At 41.7% G+C, this 20,605-nt stretch carries 16 protein-coding genes and 1 pseudogene; 11 read left to right on the forward strand and 6 right to left on the reverse strand.

Going from position 1 to position 20,605, the window contains the following annotated elements:
• Positions 1-161 precede the first annotated feature (161 nt).
• Entirely contained in the window at positions 162-4,049 is a 3,888-nt protein-coding gene (purL, locus tag ACGF49_RS16465) for a phosphoribosylformylglycinamidine synthase (protein ID WP_387491913.1), read from the forward strand.
• Between the two features lie 367 nt (positions 4,050-4,416).
• Here the strand turns inward: purL and ACGF49_RS16470 are convergent, their stop codons facing one another.
• The 5 genes from ACGF49_RS16470 to ACGF49_RS16490 form a co-directional block, all read right to left on the reverse strand.
• A complete protein-coding gene (locus ACGF49_RS16470; protein WP_113043756.1) occupies positions 4,417-6,213 on the reverse strand; it encodes an FAD-dependent oxidoreductase in 1,797 nt (598 codons plus the stop codon).
• A 26-nt stretch (positions 6,214-6,239) separates the two neighbouring features.
• On the reverse strand, positions 6,240-7,406 hold the full coding sequence (locus ACGF49_RS16475; RefSeq protein ID WP_113043755.1) for an FAD-dependent oxidoreductase: 1,167 nt from the start codon (positions 7,404-7,406) through the stop codon (positions 6,240-6,242).
• Positions 7,407-7,584: 178 nt separating this feature from the next.
• Positions 7,585-8,184, reverse strand: a complete 600-nt coding sequence (locus ACGF49_RS16480) for a short chain dehydrogenase (RefSeq protein ID WP_113043754.1) — start codon at positions 8,182-8,184, stop codon at positions 7,585-7,587.
• A gap of 586 nt (positions 8,185-8,770) precedes the next feature.
• Positions 8,771-9,118 carry a type II toxin-antitoxin system RelE/ParE family toxin gene (locus ACGF49_RS16485; RefSeq protein WP_113043753.1) on the reverse strand — a complete coding sequence of 116 codons (348 nt, stop codon included), beginning with the start codon at positions 9,116-9,118 and terminating at the stop codon, positions 8,771-8,773.
• Positions 9,105-9,377 carry a type II toxin-antitoxin system Phd/YefM family antitoxin gene (locus ACGF49_RS16490; RefSeq protein WP_113043752.1) on the reverse strand — a complete coding sequence of 91 codons (273 nt, stop codon included), beginning with the start codon at positions 9,375-9,377 and terminating at the stop codon, positions 9,105-9,107. Before ACGF49_RS16490 ends, ACGF49_RS16485 begins: the two co-directional genes overlap by 14 nt.
• Positions 9,378-10,117: 740 nt before the next feature.
• On the opposite strand from ACGF49_RS16490, the gene ACGF49_RS16495 reads away from it, so the two are divergent.
• The 6 genes from ACGF49_RS16495 (at position 10,118) to ACGF49_RS16520 (ending at position 16,126) form a co-directional block, all read left to right on the forward strand.
• Positions 10,118-11,557 (forward strand): HAMP domain-containing sensor histidine kinase, encoded by a 1,440-nt coding sequence (locus ACGF49_RS16495; protein ID WP_191214930.1) that lies wholly within the window; start codon positions 10,118-10,120, stop codon positions 11,555-11,557.
• Between the two features lie 3 nt (positions 11,558-11,560).
• Positions 11,561-12,406, forward strand: a complete 846-nt coding sequence (qseG, locus tag ACGF49_RS16500; protein ID WP_228900801.1) for a two-component system QseEF-associated lipoprotein QseG — start codon at positions 11,561-11,563, stop codon at positions 12,404-12,406.
• Positions 12,403-13,740, forward strand: coding sequence for a two-component system response regulator GlrR (glrR, locus tag ACGF49_RS16505; protein WP_112876349.1), 1,338 nt, complete (start codon positions 12,403-12,405; stop codon positions 13,738-13,740). The genes qseG and glrR overlap by 4 nt, the downstream gene beginning before the upstream one ends.
• Before the next feature lie 66 nt (positions 13,741-13,806).
• On the forward strand, positions 13,807-15,429 hold the full coding sequence (locus ACGF49_RS16510; RefSeq protein WP_228900799.1) for an NAD+ synthase: 1,623 nt from the start codon (positions 13,807-13,809) through the stop codon (positions 15,427-15,429).
• A 15-nt stretch (positions 15,430-15,444) separates the two neighbouring features.
• Complete coding sequence (gene glnB / locus ACGF49_RS16515) at positions 15,445-15,783, forward strand: nitrogen regulatory protein P-II (protein WP_011147501.1); 339 nt, start codon at positions 15,445-15,447, stop codon at positions 15,781-15,783.
• A 202-nt stretch (positions 15,784-15,985) separates the two neighbouring features.
• Positions 15,986-16,126 (forward strand): hypothetical protein, encoded by a 141-nt coding sequence (locus ACGF49_RS16520; protein WP_228900797.1) that lies wholly within the window; start codon positions 15,986-15,988, stop codon positions 16,124-16,126.
• Between the two features lie 387 nt (positions 16,127-16,513).
• Here the strand turns inward: ACGF49_RS16520 and ACGF49_RS16525 are convergent.
• Positions 16,514-16,646: pseudogene (locus ACGF49_RS16525) on the reverse strand (NO-inducible flavohemoprotein); the annotation flags it as partial.
• A 272-nt stretch (positions 16,647-16,918) separates the two neighbouring features.
• Between ACGF49_RS16525 and tssI the strand changes: the two are divergent.
• Genes tssI through ACGF49_RS16545 form a run of 4 tightly spaced genes read left to right on the forward strand, consistent with a single transcriptional unit; the run spans position 16,919 to position 20,532 of the window.
• Positions 16,919-18,949, forward strand: coding sequence for a type VI secretion system tip protein TssI/VgrG (tssI, locus tag ACGF49_RS16530; RefSeq protein ID WP_387491921.1), 2,031 nt, complete (start codon positions 16,919-16,921; stop codon positions 18,947-18,949).
• A 2-nt stretch (positions 18,950-18,951) separates the two neighbouring features.
• A complete protein-coding gene (locus tag ACGF49_RS16535) occupies positions 18,952-19,449 on the forward strand; it encodes a DUF4123 domain-containing protein (RefSeq protein ID WP_387491924.1) in 498 nt (165 codons plus the stop codon).
• On the forward strand, positions 19,446-19,787 hold the full coding sequence (locus tag ACGF49_RS16540) for a hypothetical protein (RefSeq protein ID WP_036810422.1): 342 nt from the start codon (positions 19,446-19,448) through the stop codon (positions 19,785-19,787). Before ACGF49_RS16535 ends, ACGF49_RS16540 begins: the two co-directional genes overlap by 4 nt.
• Before the next feature lies 1 nt (position 19,788).
• Complete coding sequence (locus ACGF49_RS16545; RefSeq protein WP_387491927.1) at positions 19,789-20,532, forward strand: Tox-REase-5 domain-containing protein; 744 nt, start codon at positions 19,789-19,791, stop codon at positions 20,530-20,532.
• The last annotated feature ends 73 nt before the right edge of the window (positions 20,533-20,605 follow it).

A 20,605-nucleotide genomic window follows, 5' to 3' on the forward strand; every position in this document is an offset into this window, starting at 1 on the left:
GCAACCTAATTGATACTATTTGCATGATTTGGCGATAGGATAATTGGCTGTAATAATCGTCACGCAAACGGTTTCGTCATGGGTTACAATCCTCTATAATGGCCTCATTTCCCCTTAGGCATCTATTAAGCTTTGCTTCTAAGATGAGAGAATTGATTACTATGAAAATTCTACGTGGTTCACCTGCTTTATCTGCATTTCGTATCACTAAACTCCTTTCTGTGTGTCAAGAACAGCAACTTCCGGTCAATGATATTTATGCGGAATATGTTCATTTTGCAGAGATTAATGCATCTTTGAGTGATGTTGATTCAGCAAAGTTACAACAATTACTAAAATATGGACCTTCGCTGGCTGAACATGAACCCCAAGGTACATTGCTGTTAGTCACACCCCGCCCGGGAACGATTTCCCCTTGGTCTTCCAAAGCAACCGATATTGCTCACAATTGTGGCCTGTCCCAGGTTGTGCGTCTGGAGCGTGGCCTGGCTTATTATATCCAGAGCGATGAAATGAGTGGTGCGCAGTGGCAAATATTGTCATCACTGCTGCATGATCGGATGATGGAAACGGTCTTTACTCAATTGGAACAGGCGGAGAAATTATTTTCTCGTCAGCAACCGGTTCCGTTAAAGCGCATTGATATTCTGCAAGCAGGACGCAGTGCGTTAGAAACTGCCAATATTGAACTTGGATTGGCGTTGGCCCCGGATGAAATTGATTATCTGATGGAGGCTTTCCAGAAATTAGGGCGCAATCCAACAGATGTTGAACTTTATATGTTTGCTCAGGCTAACTCAGAACATTGCCGTCATAAAATCTTTAATGCTGATTGGATTATTGATGGTCAGACGCAGCCAAAATCGCTGTTCAAAATGATTAAAAACACCTATGAGCAGACACCTGATTATGTCCTGTCAGCCTATAAAGATAATGCCGCTGTGATGGAGGGATCTTCTGTTGGCCGTTTCTTTGCCCGTGCGGAAAATGGTTCATATGATTACCATCAGGAGCAGGCTCATATTCTGATGAAAGTGGAAACGCATAATCACCCGACAGCAATTTCTCCTTGGCCGGGCGCATCGACAGGTTCGGGTGGTGAAATCCGCGACGAAGGGGCGACCGGTCGTGGGGCTAAGCCAAAAGCGGGTCTGGTGGGATTTTCGGTATCCAATTTGCGGATACCGGGTTTTGAACAGCCGTGGGAAGAGGATTTCGGTAAACCGGAGCGTATCGTTAGTGCTCTGGATATCATGATGGAAGGCCCTTTAGGGGGGGCGGCATTTAATAATGAATTTGGTCGTCCGGCTTTGTTGGGTTATTTCCGTACCTATGAAGAAAAAGTCAACAGTCATAACGGCAGCGAATTACGTGGTTATCACAAGCCCATCATGCTGGCAGGTGGGATCGGTAATATCCGAGATGAACATGTCAAAAAGGGTGAAATTTCTGTTGGCGCAAAACTGATTGTGCTTGGTGGCCCATCCATGAATATTGGCTTGGGGGGAGGGGCCGCATCTTCTATGGCATCGGGGCAATCCGATGCTGATCTGGATTTTGCTTCGGTACAACGCGATAACCCGGAAATGGAGCGCCGTTGTCAGGAGGTGATCGATCGCTGTTGGCAGTTAGGCGAAAACAACCCGATTCTGTTTATTCATGATGTGGGTGCTGGTGGGCTTTCCAATGCGATGCCTGAGCTAGTCAGTGATGGTGGTCGCGGTGGACGATTTGAGTTACGTAGAATTCTTAATGATGAGCCGGGAATGAGCCCGCTGGAAGTCTGGTGTAACGAATCACAAGAGCGTTACGTACTGGCTGTTGCGCCGGAACAACTTCCGCTGTTTGAGGCGATTTGTCGACGAGAGCGTGCACCTTACGCCATTATCGGTGAGGCAACAGAGGAACGTCATTTACTGCTTAATGATGAACACTTTGATAATCATCCAATCGATATGCCTTTGGATGTACTGTTAGGTAAAACGCCAAAAATGTTACGTAATGTCAGTACATTAAAAGCGAGGGGTGAAAGCCTTGAGCGTCGGGATATCGATCTGACAGAAGCTGTTAAACGCATTATGCATTTGCCGGCGGTGGCAGAAAAAACCTTCCTGATCACGATAGGCGATCGCTCTGTCACTGGTATGGTTGCTCGTGATCAAATGGTGGGTCCGTGGCAGATCCCTGTTGCGGACTGCGCTGTTACCACCGCCAGCCTTGATAGCTACTATGGCGAAGCGATGTCCATGGGTGAACGTGCGCCGATCGCTTTGCTGGATTTTGCTGCTTCTGCCCGAATGGCGGTCGGTGAAGCTCTGACCAATATCGCTTCTGCTTATATTCAGGACTTAAAGCGCATTAAACTTTCAGCTAACTGGATGTCTGCTGCGGGTCACCCTGGCGAGGATGCTGGTTTGTATGCGGCGGTTAAAGCGGTGGGTGAGGAGTTGTGCCCTGTGCTAGGGCTGACTATTCCGGTGGGTAAAGATTCCATGTCGATGAAAACCCGTTGGCATGACCAAGGTGAAGAGCGTGAGATGACGGCGCCTTTGTCACTGGTGATTACCGCTTTTGCCAGAGTGGAAGATGTCCGCCGTACAGTCACTTCTGAGCTTTCCACTGATGAAAATAATGCGTTGTTATTAATCGATCTGGGGCAAGGAAAGAACACGCTGGGCGGTACAGCATTGGCACAGGTTTACCGTCAACTGGGTAATAAAAACGCGGATGTACGTAGTGCTGAGCAATTGGCGGGTTTCTTCAATGCGATTCAGCAACTGATTTCGGAACAAAAATTACTGGCTTATCACGACCGCTCCGATGGTGGTTTACTGGTAACGTTGGCTGAAATGGCTTTTGCCGGCCATTGTGGCATTGAAGCTGATATCAGTGTATTTGATGAAGATATTCTGGCGGCGCTCTTTACGGAAGAGTTGGGTGCTGTGGTTCAGATTCGAGCATCGGATAGAGGATTTGTTGAAAGCGTTTTGGCAGAACATGGTCTGGCCGATTGCGTACATTATCTGGGTAAAGCTAAAGCAGGTGATGATTTTGTTATCTTTAGCGGCAACACTGAAGTCTATCGCCAGAATCGCAGTACCTTGCGCTTATGGTGGGCAGAAACCACATGGCAAATGCAGCGTCTGCGCGATAACCCGGAATGTGCAGATCAGGAACATCAGGCTAAACAGGATAATCAGGACCCTGGACTGAATGTAAAACTGACTTTTGATGTTTCAGAAGATATTGCAGCGCCTTACATTTTGCAGCAGGTAAGGCCGAAGGTGGCTGTACTGCGTGAACAGGGCGTTAACTCCCATGTTGAAATGGCTGCGGCGTTCCACCGAGCAGGTTTCGAGGCGATTGATGTTCATATGAGTGATTTGTTGTCTGGACGTATTGGATTGAGCCAATTCCAGACACTGGTTGCCTGTGGTGGCTTCTCGTATGGTGACGTGTTGGGGGCGGGTGAAGGTTGGGCGAAATCAATACTGTTCAATGAGCGTGTTCGTGATGAATTTGCCGCTTTCTTTGCACAACCTGATACATTGGCGCTTGGTGTTTGTAATGGTTGTCAGATGATGTCTAACTTGAGGGAGTTGATCCCGGGTGCAGAACATTGGCCACGTTTTGTACGTAACCGTTCAGAGCGCTTTGAAGCACGATTCAGTTTGGTGGAAGTGGCTGACAGCCCGTCACTGTTCTTGCAAGATATGGTTGATTCTCGTATACCGATTGCGGTTTCTCATGGGGAAGGGCAAGTGGAATTCCGAGATAGACAGCATCTTGAGATGCTTGAAAGCAGCCGGTTAGTGGCGCTGCGTTATGTGAATAACTATGGTCAGGTTACGGAAAACTATCCGGCTAACCCAAATGGTTCAGTGAATGGCATTACCGCAGTTACCAGCCTTGATGGCCGGGCAACTGTTATGATGCCTCATCCAGAAAGGGTATCCCGCACGGTGAATAACTCGTGGCATCCAGAGGAGTGGAGCGAAGATGGCCCGTGGATGCGAATTTTCCGTAATGCTCGTAAGCAGTTAGGGTAAGCATCCCAGTGTATAAATTGTGTCAGCCGGTTTTTCCGGCTGACAGTGTTCGTTGGCTTCATTGAGATTTTTCATTCCGTAACTGACGAGAAATCATAATTGAAGCCATTTTTTTATTTATTCCAATTCATTTTGAAACTGTATTTGATTAGTCAAAAAATATTCATTAAATAGAACATACGAAGCATCATAGTCCAATAAATTTCCTATTGGAGGTGATAACTGGATTAATTGACTACATTTTCTAACTTAAAAAAACGAGTCTGAACCTACATGCTTTTGAATTGACTGCTCTTAAACCTATTTAAGGTATATATGCAAAAATAGGACTGTAAGAAATAAAACTCAGTCTATTTTAAACATTGTATTACCATCCTAGGTAATAATCATCAGCCAACCAATGTGGTCTTTTTAAATTAAACCACTCCTGTAAAAGATTTTCCGTCACACAAAACGCTCCTTCTGTCCATCCTTGCTGACTTGAATAAGCTTCTCCAATAATATGAATTGATTCATCGCATATAGGGCGGCGCATATAGGGCATTACTTCATTAACATGGATTCCTGCATGCCAGGCATGATAGCCACCGCCATAAGGATCTTGAGACCAATCTTTAATTCGTGCAATATACGGGGGTGGAATCTTTATACCATGTAGTTCTTCTACTTGGCTTATAGCTTCATCAACTAAGTTTTTAGAAGCTTCATTACCTGGCACGGATATTTGCTCAATTTTTTCTTTCGATACCAATTTAGTAGAATGTGGTTTAAACTTTTGCAGATATTTGTTATCAGGATTTATATCATCAAATTTAAAACTTTGATGATATTTCTGCTGTAGGAGGGGGGTCCAGAAGGTAACTGTACGCATATCGTTATAACTGCCTAAGAACAATGAGTGTGAGTTTTTAGGATCAGTGCCGAAATAATAGCACTGACGTATAGGTAGATCTGTAATTGATTCTCCTGCCGTTGCTCCGAAATCTTTTATCCACCACGGATATTCAAATCCCATTAATAGTTTAAAAGAAGGTTCACTAAATACTGAGTCTATATTGCTTTGTAGTTTATTTTCTTTTGTTTTATCGAAGAAAAAATTCTCCTGATCTAAAAGTTTTAAAGACCATCTTGGCATAGCTAAAATTATCTTGTCAGTATAGACTGTCCAGTAATATTTTCCCTTTTTATTCCAAAAATTAAGAGCATAATTCCTCTTTCCATTTGAATCTTTCTTAAAAGTTACAAGTTGATTTTTCATCCATAACTGAGAGCCTTTAGTTTCATTATAGTTCTTCGCTAACGCATAGGCGAGTTGATCATATCCATTTTCTATGGTTCTGTATTCAACGTTATCTGATGAAAAATCGCCAACCATGTAAGGCATTGCTTCTGCGGCATTCCAATTTATTGTATTTGAGAAATATCCGCCACAATCAGCTAAGAAAGAGTAGCCTTCCTGCCCAATTCGATCTTTTATTAAGTTCCAAAATCCAATTTCTCGGACTTTCATTCCATTATAAGGGCTATTCTTTTTATAGTAAGATAAATTAATTTTTATATCATCCCATTGGCGAGATCTTATCTTGAACTCATAAGTATATTTATTTATTATTTTCACTGAGTCTCCATATTTTTCAATAAACCATGGATCATCTGTTAGGACATCATAAATTATCTTGTTAAATAATTGATTGGGGCTATAACCTTCTTCATCTTTATTGAGATAATAGTGCGTTTTGAATTCTTGGTTATTGTCTTGTGCAATATCCCATGCATTACCTTTAAAGCGTTGTTTACGAAAATAATAGAAATGGTTGTTGGGATTGCCTAATGGGAATGATTTATAATTTAGTAGAAAAATATCTTCGATCAGAGTAGTTGTAATTTTTTGAGAAGTCATGTAGCGCATGCCACCTAATTCTCCAATGATATCTGTCCCTGGTAATTTAATAGAAAGTAGACGACCACCAATACGATCATCCAAATCGAAGATATGAACTGAAGAGGGAGAGTGAATATTATCTGAGAATTCACCTGTCAATAAACGATATCCAGCATATAAGCCAGATACACCGGCTCCTATTATAGCGACATCAATAGATAGTCCATCTTGGCTGTCATCTTTATATGAAATTTGATCCATTTCAATTCTTGAATTAGTCATGTTGGTTTCCTTTTTATATATTAATATTAGATTTTAAATGGAGTTACGTCATAAAATGTATGGCCATTAATAGCTAATTGGGCACATATCTTGCCAAGTAATGGCGTGAATTTAGCACCCCATCCAGAGGTATAAATGACAATATTTGAATGACCTGGTAACGAATCTAAATAGAAAGGTTTGTCATCCTTTGGCATTGCTAACATGCATGTAGATGTAAATTTGGGTTCTGGGTCAAGATATTTCATATGGTTATTAACCCACTGGTTTGTACCTTCAAAATCACTTTTTGTTGGCGGTATTCGTTGCTCTGGACTGTCATAAATTCTGAATGGATAATCTGGCGCTACTCTAATGTAGCTTGGGTTTTTCCAAGGCGCCTCAGGGAACCCATAATATAAGTTACTATTTTTAGCATTAGGTTTCTGGAATGCAAACCATGTTGGATAGTTTATTCCGGGATTTTTTTTACGAAAATATGCAGAAACCATATCCCAGATTTCTAAATTAAGTGTAGTACCCAAAGGCGAGATTAATTTATTGGTATATGGACCAACGGCCATAACGATTTTTTTGCTGTGATATATTTCTTTATTTGTCGTTACAATTACTTCATTACAGCCATCTGATTCAATTTTTGTTACTGAATTGTAATCTTTAAAATGTACTCCATTATTGTGAGAAATATTATAGAGGGTTCTTAAAGTTGCAGGTAAATTAATAATACCACCGTTGGATTGGAAAAATCCGACATAATCATCAGGTATATTTTTAAATTGATACCAAGCTTCAATTTCTTTTGCGGTTAAATATTGATAAGGAATACCCATTCTTTTCATTGTATTAATGGCAGAATTAACTCCTCCTTCGGTTGTTGGGATTGTTGGATCTCCAAACCAAAGGCTACCAACATATGAAATAAGTCTAGTTACTGTTTGTTTTTGGAGTCGTTCCCATTCTGGGACAGAATCAATAACCAATTGGGTCATAAAGTCATTATTGTATTGAAAGCGGAACTGACGGGAAGCTTCTGCGCTACTAGATAATTGATTAAAGAATGAAGATTGCTCTAGGACGAGAACATCTTTTCCGTTTAATGCAGTGTGTCCTCCAAAAAAGGATGTTGCATTATATGCTGTGGAAAGGCCAATCAATCCACCACCAATAACGATTAACTCATATATTTTAGCCATAAACGTACCTTTATTGTAGTGTATACTTTGTAAAATATAGAATATTTACTGCCTATCCTGATGGGAATAACTGGTACAGGCAGTTTGAATACGAGATAACTTAATTTAGCTGTTTGATAGCTAACTAATATAAATATACAATCTTTTAGGACTATATATTAATATTCTTTTTTCCAAATTAATAAACTTCGTAGTTTTGTCCGGTTTGAGCTCCATCGACACTTTTTCTAAAAGCAAGTGCTACACGGCTAGCAGGGACAGCATTAAAGCCTGGGAAAAATGCACCGTATTTATCCAATGATTCCTGTAAGACATTAGGGCTAACGCTATTTATGCGAATTCCCCTTGGCATTTCAATTGCTGAACATTTTACAAATGCCTTGACACCACCATTTGCCATAGCTGCTGATGCCCCTTGTCGGATAGGGTCATCCATTATAATTCCGGTTGTTAAAGTAAAACTTCCACCATCGTTAATATAGTCCATTCCTAACAGTACTAAGTTAATTTGGCCTTTAAGTTTACTGTTTATTCCTATTTCGTTTAACTCTGGAGTTAATTCTGAAACTGATCCAAAATGTGCGCTACCTGTTGCACTGACTACAGCATCAACTTTTCCAATTCTCTCATACATGCTCTTAATACTATCAACGGAAGTGATATCAACTACAGCATCTAAGCCATTTCTTCCGGCACGAATGACTTCGTGATTTTGTTTTAATTCTTCCGAGATTGCTTTTCCTATTGTACCGCTTGCTCCAATAACAATAACTTTCATTTCTGTTTACCTTTTCATAATTAATAAAATTTTCTTAACTATATTGTCGCATAATGAATATTACTTTTAACTCTATATAGGTGGGAACTCTCTAATAATGCTAGAGTATAAAATGAAATTTACAACTCCAATAGTTGAATTAAACAACAGTGCGGGGTGGTATTGTGCAAAATAAGAACAAATTGGGTGTTTTTAATACTTATTTGGGGTGTTTTTAAGGAATTTTTAAGATATTTTTAAATAGTATTCATAAAAATATAGTCTAAGTTGAATGTACATTATATATTTTTGTGGTTGTTTTATCTAAAAAATGTCAAAAAACGGTATTTTTTCTTACTAATTTAAGTTTGAATATATTTTTTACAGAATACCCAAAACACTCTGTCAGAAATTTATAATAGCCAAAGTAGTAGAGCGAAGATGGCCCGTGGATGCGAATTTTCCGTAATGCTCGTAAGCAGTTAGGGTAGTGCTGCAATCTAATAAACAAGAATTGTTAAATTAAACAGTTGAAGGATACTTTCAATTGATACAACAAGGGGGAGCAAAAATTGCTCTCCCTTTTGGCTAATGGAATGTCAGAAGTTCAGTCTCTACGCAGGCAATATTGGATCAGTGCTTGGCGTAAACTCTGTCGTGTATTTAGGAACAGTGTAGCAATTACGGTATGGTTAGCTTCATCTATTTTGTAGATTGCTCGCAGTTGCAATTTGGTATCCACATAGTCATGGTGGCTGGTTAACCCAATATCAGCCGTTTCCTCACATAGCGGAGCACTTTTAGGATATTTAAGAACACGAGTTTCAAAATTGTATAAAAAGGTTTCCAGAATCTCCCAAGATGCTTCTGCACCGATATGTCTGGTTAAATAGCTAAAGCGTTCATGAAGCTGGTTTTCAAATGTCTGGGTATATGCAATTTTATTTATGATCACCGTTTGCTAAGTTCCGTAAATTATTTCGTAGTTCACTAGATGACACAATTCGTCCAGATTTTATGTCTTTTTCAGCAAAAGACAGCAGGCGCAACAATGCCATTTGTTCTTGTTGCATTTCAAACTGAACCGGATCTTGAACCACATATAACGGCTTCCCGTTTTGGGTTACTGTGACTGGCTGCGATACATCCATAGAAGCCAATTCTTTTTTAAACGCGGAGACTGTCGTAATCCGCGAATTTGGGGTTTGATACATAAGTGTCCTCCGAGTAGAAACTCTGTTGCTTCTGTAATAATACATCATTTGCTGATAAAGGCCATATATGGGGTAAATATGGACTATTAATGAATTAGATGCCCAATTGCTCTATTGTCTCAATTACCCGACAAACATGTGTTATGGGTGTCTCAAAAAGGAGACATTTAATTATTTGATTTTAATCTATTTTTATTTTCATGATTTTAGATGTCTTTAATTGGCGACAAAAAATAAATTTTACTCATACCGGAAAAGAAACTGTTTGGTTGCAGAAACGTTACGTTTGATTTTTTCTAAAGTAAAAACAGCTAGTTATAATTAAAATTTTAATATTGGCATAGAATATGCATTAAGCTGACACAGTTGCTCATTCAGCTTCTTATGTCGGCCCACATTAGGTGGAGAAATGCCACATAAACTATCGATCGAATGATGCCAGAATAAGGTGCCTACCGTCCAACTCAGTGATATCGCTTTCGAGCCTTATCAAACATCGGGCGACACGTGGAGTGAGGCACCACCTATGTCTGACTGTAGATAAACAACAGGCATAAGTCCCCCTCACTGGCGGGATAGTAGCAAAAACTATTATCCCGTCGTCATCGTTCAGGTGTTTACCTGCCCTTTTGTACTGTTTGCGTCTTACACTGATGTTCAGTCACAGCAAAATTTATCAGCCGATGGGTTTTTCTATCAGCCCTTTGTCGGTTAGCATTGGTGTACTGACAGGTTACGAGATGATTTCCTTGAAAAAATGGCGTTTATTTCCGCGCTCATTGCGCCAATTAGTTGTCATGGCCTTCTGGCTGGTGTTATTGCCGTTGTTGGTCTTGGCTTATCAGGCTTATCAGAGTCTTGATCAACTCAGTGAGCAAGCGGCTGATATAAACCGTACCACGCTAGCGGATGCCCGCCGCAGTGAGGCTATGACAGGTATTGCGTTGGAGATGGAACGCAGTTACCGCCAGTATTGCGTGTTAGGGGATAAGACGCTGGAAAACCTCTACCAAAGGCAATATCAGCAATACCTTAAGATGCTGAAAGATCAGATGGTTATACTTGATGATCAACAGTATATTAAGACACTTAACGATTTGCTGTCGCAGTTAACAAAAATCGCTTGTCTCAATAGTGAACCTACCCAACCTGCCGCTCAATTACTGGAACAATTCTCCAATGCTAATAGCCAGATGGTACAGGCTACCCGTGATGTTATTTTCAGCCGGGGAGAACAGTTACAGAAAGATATTGCTGAAAAAGGGCAATTTTTTGGCTGGCAGAGTCTTATTTTATTTCTACTGAGTGCGTTATTGGTCGCGTTATTTACTCGCATGATTATCGGGCCGGTTAAAGGGATTGAACGCATGATTAACCGATTGGGAGAAGGGCAATCATTGGGCGTTCGCATAGATTCTTTTCAGGGGCCGCGAGAACTCCGTTCTTTGGCGCAACGGATCATCTGGCTCAGTGAACGCTTGGCTTGGTTGGAATCACAGCGCCATGAGTTTTTACGTCATATTTCTCATGAACTGAAAACACCGCTGGCAAGTATGCGGGAAGGGACAGAATTACTGGCTGATGAAGTGGCAGGGCCATTAACGGCTGATCAGCAAGAAGTGGTTGCTATTCTTGATAATAGTAGTAAACATTTACAGCAATTGATCGAGCAATTACTGGATTATAACCGTAAATTGGCAGATGGCCCGACGGAGCAACAACAGGTTTCTCTGCGGGAAATTGTTAATGAGGTAGTTTTATCACACAGTTTACCCGCAAGATCGAAAAATATTCAGACGGAAATCCAGCTTGATGCTGATATTTTATGGGCAGAGCCTACACTATTAATGCGGGTTATTGATAATCTCTACTCTAATGCGGTGCACTATGGTGCCGAATCCGGTAACATCTGGGTTTCAAGTCGTCAGATTGGCAAATATGTTCAAATTAATGTTGCTAATACAGGTACGCCAATCCCTGAATCAGAACGCAGTATGATTTTTGAACCGTTCTATCAGGGAACGCTCCAGCGTAAAGGTGCAGTGAAAGGCAGTGGTCTTGGGCTAAGCATTGCGCAGGATTGTATTAAGCGTATGGAGGGCGAACTGATATTGATTCAGAGTGAATTTGCTGATGTATGTTTTCGTATTAAATTGCCATTAGCTGCTGAGAATGAATAAATAATGCATAACAGGTCTACTTACCGTTTTGTACGAAAGACGGATCGGCAGAATATTGCAGTACAACTTGGGAAAAACGTATTGGTTGCCAGATTGTTATTACCACGAGTTTCAGTTTGGGGTTTTAGCATGATTCTGCTGATCTTCGTTGTTTTTTTATTGGCGGGTTGCGTTAAAAATCCGGTTAATAATAATTTAGCGACAGTGACTCAAATGGTAATACCAGAGCAACGGGTAACGGATTACCGTATTGCCGAGTGTGAGTTAATGTGGGATTTAGAGACGCCGCCATCGATTGAGAATGCGCTTTACTGGCTGCGACTGATGGATTGTTCAGATCGCCTGACATCAGCGAAAGCACGTAATATGGCGAAATACACGCTTCCGGTTACTTGGGATATGGCTTTTAAACAAAGTATCTTACTTAACAGTGCCGGGCCTACATTGTCTGAGCGTCGGAAGATGATTGAAAACTTCAACAAATACAGGTTGAAATTCCCAGATCCGTTGCGACCGTTATTACAATTATGGCGTGAGCAGCAGGTTCAGCAAATCGCAGTGGCTGAGGAGCGGGCAAAATTCCAAAAATTACAGGCAGATACGGATAATAAACTTGATCGTCTGCGTGAAAGTCGTGCACGGTTGGAATTTGAGCTACAGCAAACTTCTCGTAAACTGGAAAATCTGACAGATATTGAACGTCAGCTCTCTTCCCGTAAACAAAATCAGGGGAGTACTGGCTCAGGCAATTTGGATAAACATGTTGAAACGCCAGAGACGACGGCATTACCTGACAAAAATAGTACGCCAAACAATACTTCTGAATCAGATAAAGGAGCAGCACCATGACAGCGCGTAAACCAGCCCATCTTCTTCTGGTTGATGATGATCCTGGTTTGTTGAAATTGTTGGGAATGCGTCTTACCAGTGAAGGCTTTCGTGTCACAACCGCAGAAAGTGGCGGTGAAGCGTTAAGATTGTTAACTAAAGAAAAAATCGATTTGGTGATCAGTGACCTGCGTATGGATGAAATGGATGGTATGGCACTGTTCGCTGAAATCCAGAAGCAACAACCGGGTATGCCGGTTATCATTCTGACGGCTCATGGCTCAATTCCAGAGGCAGTAGCGGCCACTCAACAGGGTGTCTTTAGTTTTCTGACTAAACCCGTTGATCGGGATGCGCTTTATAAAGCGATTGATGGCGCATTGGCGTTATCCACGCCTGCCAGTGATGAACAGTGGCGGGAGCAGATAGTTACCCGCAGTCCTGCTATGTTGCGCTTGTTGGAGCAGGCGCGAATGGTTGCTCAATCTGATGTCAGTGTACTGATAAACGGTCAGAGTGGTACGGGGAAGGAAGTGCTAGCCCAGGCAATTCACCGCGCCAGTCCCCGGGCGAAAAAGCCATTTATCGCGATTAACTGTGGTGCTTTGCCGGAACAACTCCTTGAGTCAGAACTGTTTGGTCATGCTAAAGGCGCATTTACCGGTGCGGTCAGCAGCCGTGAAGGGCTATTCCTTGCTGCACAGGAGGGAACGCTGTTTCTTGATGAAATCGGTGATATGCCATTGGCTTTGCAGGTTAAATTATTGCGCGTATTGCAGGAACGTAAAATACGCCCGCTCGGAAGTAACCGTGATCTGGATATTGATGTACGGATTATCTCAGCGACTCACCGTGATTTACCGAAGGCTATGGCAAAAAATGAGTTTCGCGAAGATCTCTATTACCGCCTAAATGTGGTGAACTTGAAAATTCCAGCTTTGAATGGCCGGGTTGAAGATATTCCTTTATTGGCGAATCATCTGTTGCGTGAATCAGCGAAGCGTCATAAACCTTTTGTCCGTAGTTTTTCAGTTGATGCGATGAAATGCCTGATGGCGGCAAGTTGGCCTGGCAATGTGCGTCAGCTTGTTAATGTGATCGAACAGTGTGTTGCGCTGACTACTGCGCCGGTTATTAGTGAAGCCTTGGTTATGCAGGCCCTGGAAGGGGAAAATACAGCGTTACCTACTTTTGTAGAAGCCAGAAATCAGTTTGAACTGAATTATCTGCGTAAATTATTGCAAATGACCAAAGGTAATGTGACTCATGCGGCGCGTATGGCGGGGCGTAACCGGACTGAATTCTACAAATTACTGGCGCGCCATGAATTGGATGCGAATGATTTTAAAGAATAACTTTTCTGCTGCTCAGGAAGTTTTTACACTGGCATAAAAATTGGTGGCTTGGGAGAGCCAAATTGTATGAGCCGTACTCTTAATATTGCCCTTGCACAGCTTAATTGGATGATTGGTGACATTGAAGGCAACTGTGAACGTATGTTGCAGACAGTACAGGAACAACAGCACCAAGGTGCTGATTTGGTGATGTTTTCTGAACTGGCGATATCCGGTTATTCTCCAGAAGATCTCTTATTCCGGGCTGATTTTCATCAGCGTTGCCGTGAGCAATTAGCACGTTTACAGGCGTCCAGTTGCCAAACTGCTATTTTAGTTGGTCATCCTTGGGAGCATGACGGGGAGATTTACAACGCACTTTCCTTATTCTGGCAAGGGGAGATCTTGGCCCGTTATTTCAAGCAACGGTTACCAAATTATGGTGTTTTCGATGAGAAACGCTATTTTAAAGCGGGCAATCAAAGCTGTGTTGTGCCATTTAGGGGTTACAATCTCGGCTTATTGATTTGTGAAGATTTATGGTTTGATGAGCCGATTGATGCCTTGAAACAGGCTGGCGCAGACTTAGTTCTTTCTATCAACGCTTCTCCATATAATCGTGAAAAACCTTATATCCGTTATGAACTGATTAGAGAACATTGCCAACGTACAGATTTACCCATGATTTATCTTAATCAGGTTGGTGGTCAGGATGAGCTGATTTTCGATGGCTGCTCTAAAGTTTTTAATGCAAGTGGTGAAATGACTCATCGGTTAGCCGCATTTAATGAACAAATCCAACAATGCCGCTTTAATGAATTAGGGATTGAACCTATGGTTAATCCGGCACCCGAATTACCGCCATTGCAGCAGGTATATCAAGCATTAGTCCTTTCAGTACATGATTACGTTCGCAAAAATGGCTTTCAAGGCGTGTTGTTAGGCTTATCTGGGGGGATTGACTCTGGCTTAACGTTGGCAATTGCGGTTGATGCATTGGGTAAAGATCATGTTCAGGCCGTTATGATGCCATTCCGCTATACATCTGAAATGAGTATAGAAGATGCTAAAGAACAGGCTGATATGTTGGGTGTTGAGTTTAATGTGGTGTCGATCGAACCGGTATTCGATGCATTTATGGCACAATTTGAACCTCTGTTTGCCGGTACGGCCAAAGATACCACCGAAGAGAATTTACAGGCGCGTTGCCGTGCCGTTATTCTGATGGCGATGTCTAATAAACGCCATCGTCTTGTGCTGACGACCAGTAATAAGAGTGAATCAGCGGTGGGATATTCAACATTATATGGTGATATGGCGGGTGGTTTTAATGCGCTGAAAGATGTACCGAAAACATTGGTATTTGAATTAGCAAAATATCGTAATACCGTTTCGCCGGCGATACCTCAAAGAGTCATTGATCGTCCGCCATCGGCAGAATTGGCGCCTGGACAGCTTGATCAGGACAGTTTACCGCCTTATGACATTCTGGATGATATTCTGGAAGGTTATGTGGAACAGGATAAGTCGGTTGATGAGCTGGTGGCGGCAGGATTTGATGAACAAATTGTACGTAAAGTTGTTCGTTTGGTTGATATCAACGAATATAAACGTCGTCAGGCTCCGGTGGGGCCGCGTATTACGCCACGTAATTTTGGTAAAGACAGACGCTACCCGATTACCTCTGGTTTCGGCCGTAAAAACTGGTAACAACAGGAAAACTTCATGAAAAAGATTGATGCGATTATCAAACCTTTCAAACTAGATGATGTGCGTGAAGCTCTGGCGGAAGTGGGTATCACCGGAATGACGGTAACAGAGGTGAAAGGTTTTGGGCGCCAAAAAGGTCATACAGAGCTATATCGCGGTGCGGAATATATGGTGGATTTTCTGCCAAAAGTGAAAATAGAAATTGTCGTGCCAGATGATATTGTCGATACCTGTGTTGAAACCATTATGCAGACGGCACAGACCGGGAAAATCGGTGATGGTAAAATATTTGTATTCGACGTGGCGCGTGTTGTGCGTATCCGTACTGGTGAGCAGGACGAAGAGGCGATTTAACTTAATTTAAATTTTTTGGGGTGGTGACAGGTAGATAAAAAGGCCACCCTAATAATATAAAGATTAGATAAATATTTTAATCAGCCATAATCAGGAATGTGGTTAATTAAATAATCATTTGAAAATACAGTTATATACCCTATGGATTTCAAGATGGATCGCGACGGCAAGGGAGTGAATCCCCGGGAGCATAGATAACTATGTGACCGGGGTGAGCGAGTGCAGCCAACAAAGAGGCAATTTGAAAGATGACGGGTATAAATTAATTATTCTCAAGGTGGTCATATGCCATTTTGATAAAGAAATTTATCTTTTGCAAATCGCGCATCATATTAATGAGTGATAATATTTTCTTAATTATCGAATGTGTTTTAAATCAATTATCAATCACTGAATCTTAATGACTATTCTCGATTTGAATTTATTATGAGAATTTGAGGCTATCTTTAAAAAACCGATTAAAATTGTATTGTTGTGTCTTTTCTTTTTTACCGGATAAAGCAAGAGCCTCAATTATTTTATAAGTCATTTAAATTTATTATCTTTTTTAAGCTGAATATTCGTACCTGTCAATTTGGCTTCATAATGAGGAGGTACATATGACTGATTTTCATAGTGTTAACCTTCATTTGTCTCAAATCATGTATTGGCACTTTTCACCTGAAACAGGATCGCCGTTTTGGCTTGAAAAACGCAAGAGTGTTTTATTGTTTAGTGTTAAGTTGAAAATTTAAATCATTTTATGTAGACCAAAACATTCATAGTGAATAAATTGTTTATCAATTCCCATATCCAACCATATCCAATAACTGTTTAGCGACATATTGCATAAAGGGAACTGGACCACAGAAATAGAAATACATTCCTTCTGTTTTCTGTTTTCTGTTTTCTGTTTTCTGTTTTCTGCTTTTTGAAAGCGCTTTTAAGTACCGTGACGGCCAACTATGGCATAGCCAAAAGCGAAGTCCGTTTGAAAGTTGCCAAACTCCACTGTGGTGCCAATGTTGTATTTCATCATATTTTCTTATGACTTTATTGCTTGATTGATTAAAAAACATCATAATTGCTTCTTTTATGATCATTTCGTTTAGGGTATATTTCAGGCTGATAACTCAATTATAGGTAATAGTTGCTTATGGCTAATGATTTTAATGTGGAACGAACCGGGCTGGTTTTTACTCTCACGGCCGGTAATCTCCCTGTGAAAACTTTTGCTGTGGTTGAATTTACACTGAATGAAGCCTTGTCAACGTTATTCAGTTTGCAAGCCACAGTGACTTGTGCCAATTCAGATATTGATTTTGCGGATGTTCTGGATCAATACGCCACATTGACCGTTTATCGTGACGGTCAGCCTGAGCGTTATATCACCGGGATTGTGACCCATTTTGTGCAGGAAACAACGGGCCGTTATCGTAGTTGTTATTACCTGACTCTCCACCCTTCCTTGTGGCGTGCTGGATTGCGGGTTAACTCCCGTATTTTTCAGAATAAATCCGTCTCCGATATTATTGATAGGTTATTGAAAGAAAATGGCGTTCGGCAATTCTCTTGTCTATTGCGTTATGAACATCCAGCACGGGAGTTTTGTGTTCAGTACGATGAGAGTGATCTGGCTTTTTTACAGCGTCTGTTAGCTGATGAAGGGATCTTTTATTACTATAACTTCAATCAGGATAAGGGCGAGCCGACAATGATTTTTGTCGACTCTTATGCCCAGAATGGCTCTCTTTCACTGCCCTACAACCCAGAACCTGATGCCACAGGCAACCAGTGTTGCATCAGCCAGTTTCGTTGGGGAGAACGAGTGGGCATTGCTGAAATTTCGGTGAGAGATTACACATTTAAACATCCCCGGTGGCTTTCCGATTTTCAATTCCATGAAAATCACAGGTACATCGGCAATCAGCGTTCGGATTTAAATAGCTACTATTACTATGACTTTCCCGGACGTTATAAAGATGAAAATGGGCAGCGAATAAGTCAGTACCGGTTGGAGGCATTGCGTAATGATGCTTTGCTCGGCAGTGGGCAAAGTGACAGTTTTGCTCTTTTACCGGGCATGTGGTTTACGCTTACCGATCATCCGAAAGAAAAATTTAATGCGCCGTGGCAAATAATCCAAATTACTCACCGCGGTCATCAACCTCAAGCAGATGAGTCCCATTTTGGTAGCAGAGGGACGACTTTGACGAATGGTTTTACCTTTGGTAGTCCCAATCGGGTATGGCGTCCCTTGCCTTACCCGAAGCCACGTATTGATGGCCTGCAAATTGCCACCGTGGTGGGGCCAGAGGGAGAAGAAATATTTTGTGATGAATATGGACGGGTACGGGTGCAATTTGCCTGGGATCGGTATGGCAAGCTTAATGATCAAAGTTCTTGCTGGATAAGAGTTAGCCAAGCTTGGGCTGGACACTGTTGGGGAATGATGACCATCCCGCGTGTTGGTCAGGAAGTACTGGTTGATTTCATGCATGGCGATCCTGACCAGCCGATTATTATTGGTCGTACCTATAATGCCATTAATCTCCCACCGAACCGTTTACCGATGGCAAAAACGCAGATGGTAATCCGATCAAAAACCCATAAAGGGGAAGGGTTTAATGAACTTCGTTTTGATGATGATAAAGGCGGTGAGGAAATCTATATTCATGCTCAGAAGAACATGAAAACGGAGATTTTAAACGATGAAATGGTCAATATTGCGCATAATCAGACTCATCATATTAAACACGACGCCCACTTACGTGTTGATAATGAATATCGTGTTCTGGCGAAGAATGACATTTCCGTTTCAACCGGGCAAAAACTTCATATCAAAGCTGACGATGCGTTGTTGGTACAAAGTGGAAATGAAATTCATCTCAGTTCCGGGGCGAAGGTAGTCATTGATGCCGGCAGTGAGCTCACCTTACAGGCTGCGGGGCATTTTATTAAAATTGATGCCAGTGGTATCAGCAGTAGTGCCGGGATCAGTTTTGCCAGTGGAACACCGGGCACAGGCTCGGGTTGGGGAGGAAAACTGCCAGATAAGCTGGATAAACTGAAACAGGTCAGTGCTGAAATACCAACTCCTGCTGCTAAAGCACCACTTAAAGAAATTTGTCTCAGTTGTTTGATGAAAGCTGAGCTTGAAGAAGCAATAACCGTTATCCGGGGGTAATTATGACACCTGAATTAAACGAAAAACTGGTTAATTATCAGAAAGAACATCCCGGCATTCGGCTTTACGCGCTGGTGAATGGTTTGCAGTATGAACGCTGTTTTGGTGAGGAGATTAATTATATCTTGGGTGTCAACAACCCACTATTCCGGCACTATCCAGATTCAAAACTTGCGTTTGCAGGCCCGTGGCTGTTTGATATGGAATATGCGCATCAATGGCAAGAGAAATTGTCAATACTTGAAGAAACGTATCCGGCAGTATCATGGTTATTAACCTCTCTGTCATTAGATAAGCTGACCCGCCATCTTGTGTCATATTTAAATATTCAACTTCCGACAAAACAGACCGCACTGCTACGTTTTTATGATCCTCGTATTTTGCATCGCATCAGTGACATTTTTAGTCATGAACAATTGTTTGCATTCACGCATGATATTAATAAATGGGTTTATCAATACAATGCCACTTATTATTCGGTGTCAGGAGCTCCATTATGATTGAATTGACTCAGGAACAATTTGATATTATCACCAAACTGGAAAAACAGACGGTGATTGATCGTATACAGGCCGAACTTCTCACCAAACATGCGGATTTAATTCCTTCCCCATCTTCGCTGAACGAACGGCTAATGGCTGCTTATGACTATTTGCTGTCATTAAACTTTCAGGATAAATACTTGATTCAATCCTATTTATCTCTGGTTGCGTTTAATCCTGATTTTCAGCACGCTTTGCCAATCAAGACAGCCCTGGAATCCTCTGATCAAAAATCCGAACAGCAGTTTAAAGATATTCTTTATATTGCAAAAAATAAGATAAACAGGAGACGTTAATATGCCAATACCCTTATTAGCTCCGGTCGCAGTGGGTGCGGCTGAATATGTCGCCAGCGCTTGTGCCGGAGTATTAATTGCGGTTGGGTTGATGGAAGCCAGTAAAGATAAATCCATTATAGAGGATGACGACCTTCACCATAAGAAAACGGATTTTGTGGTAAGCCCTGAAATCACAGATGAAGATCGAAATATCGTCTGGAGCGCCGAAGCCCATGCGGATTTTTGGGAGGACGATGATTTAGGAGATGAATCTGTTGATGCCAGTGCAGTTCAAACTAAAGCCCGGTCTGAAACGGAAGAGTGTGAAAAAACGGAAACTAAAAAAGCGTGCAAGGCTTGCCTTGCTATTCCGATGACAAGTGAAAAATATCGTAAGGTTAGCCGTTGGAGCGCTATCACGATTAACTATCAGCGATTTATTGCGAAAACTAAATATAACCCGCTCACACAAATGATTCAGGAATTTCAATGCCTGAAAGTGACGTTTGATGGCTGGCGACCAGCGTATTGCTTATTTCTGGAAGCCAAAGCGCGGTATGACCAGTTTTTTATTAGTGAGGATGAGCCTAAGGGTTGGTGGAAAGGTGTTAAATCAGCACAAAATCAGGCTGTCAGACATCAGGCCGTCTGTGATGTACTGGATAGTACTCCTCATGTGGAATGGCATTTTTTACAGCCCATCAGTTATGGATATTTTAAAGTACTGGGAACCTCTAAAAACTTTTCACAGCCACAAAATTGAGTAAAATGTAGGCACAGTACATCTCTGCAAGGTAGCGCTGTCATGATACCGCCTCGTTCTGCTTTAAAAAAAG

The organism is Photorhabdus sp. RM96S, from assembly GCF_042879335.1.
Lineage (GTDB): Bacteria > Pseudomonadota > Gammaproteobacteria > Enterobacterales > Enterobacteriaceae > Photorhabdus > Photorhabdus kayaii.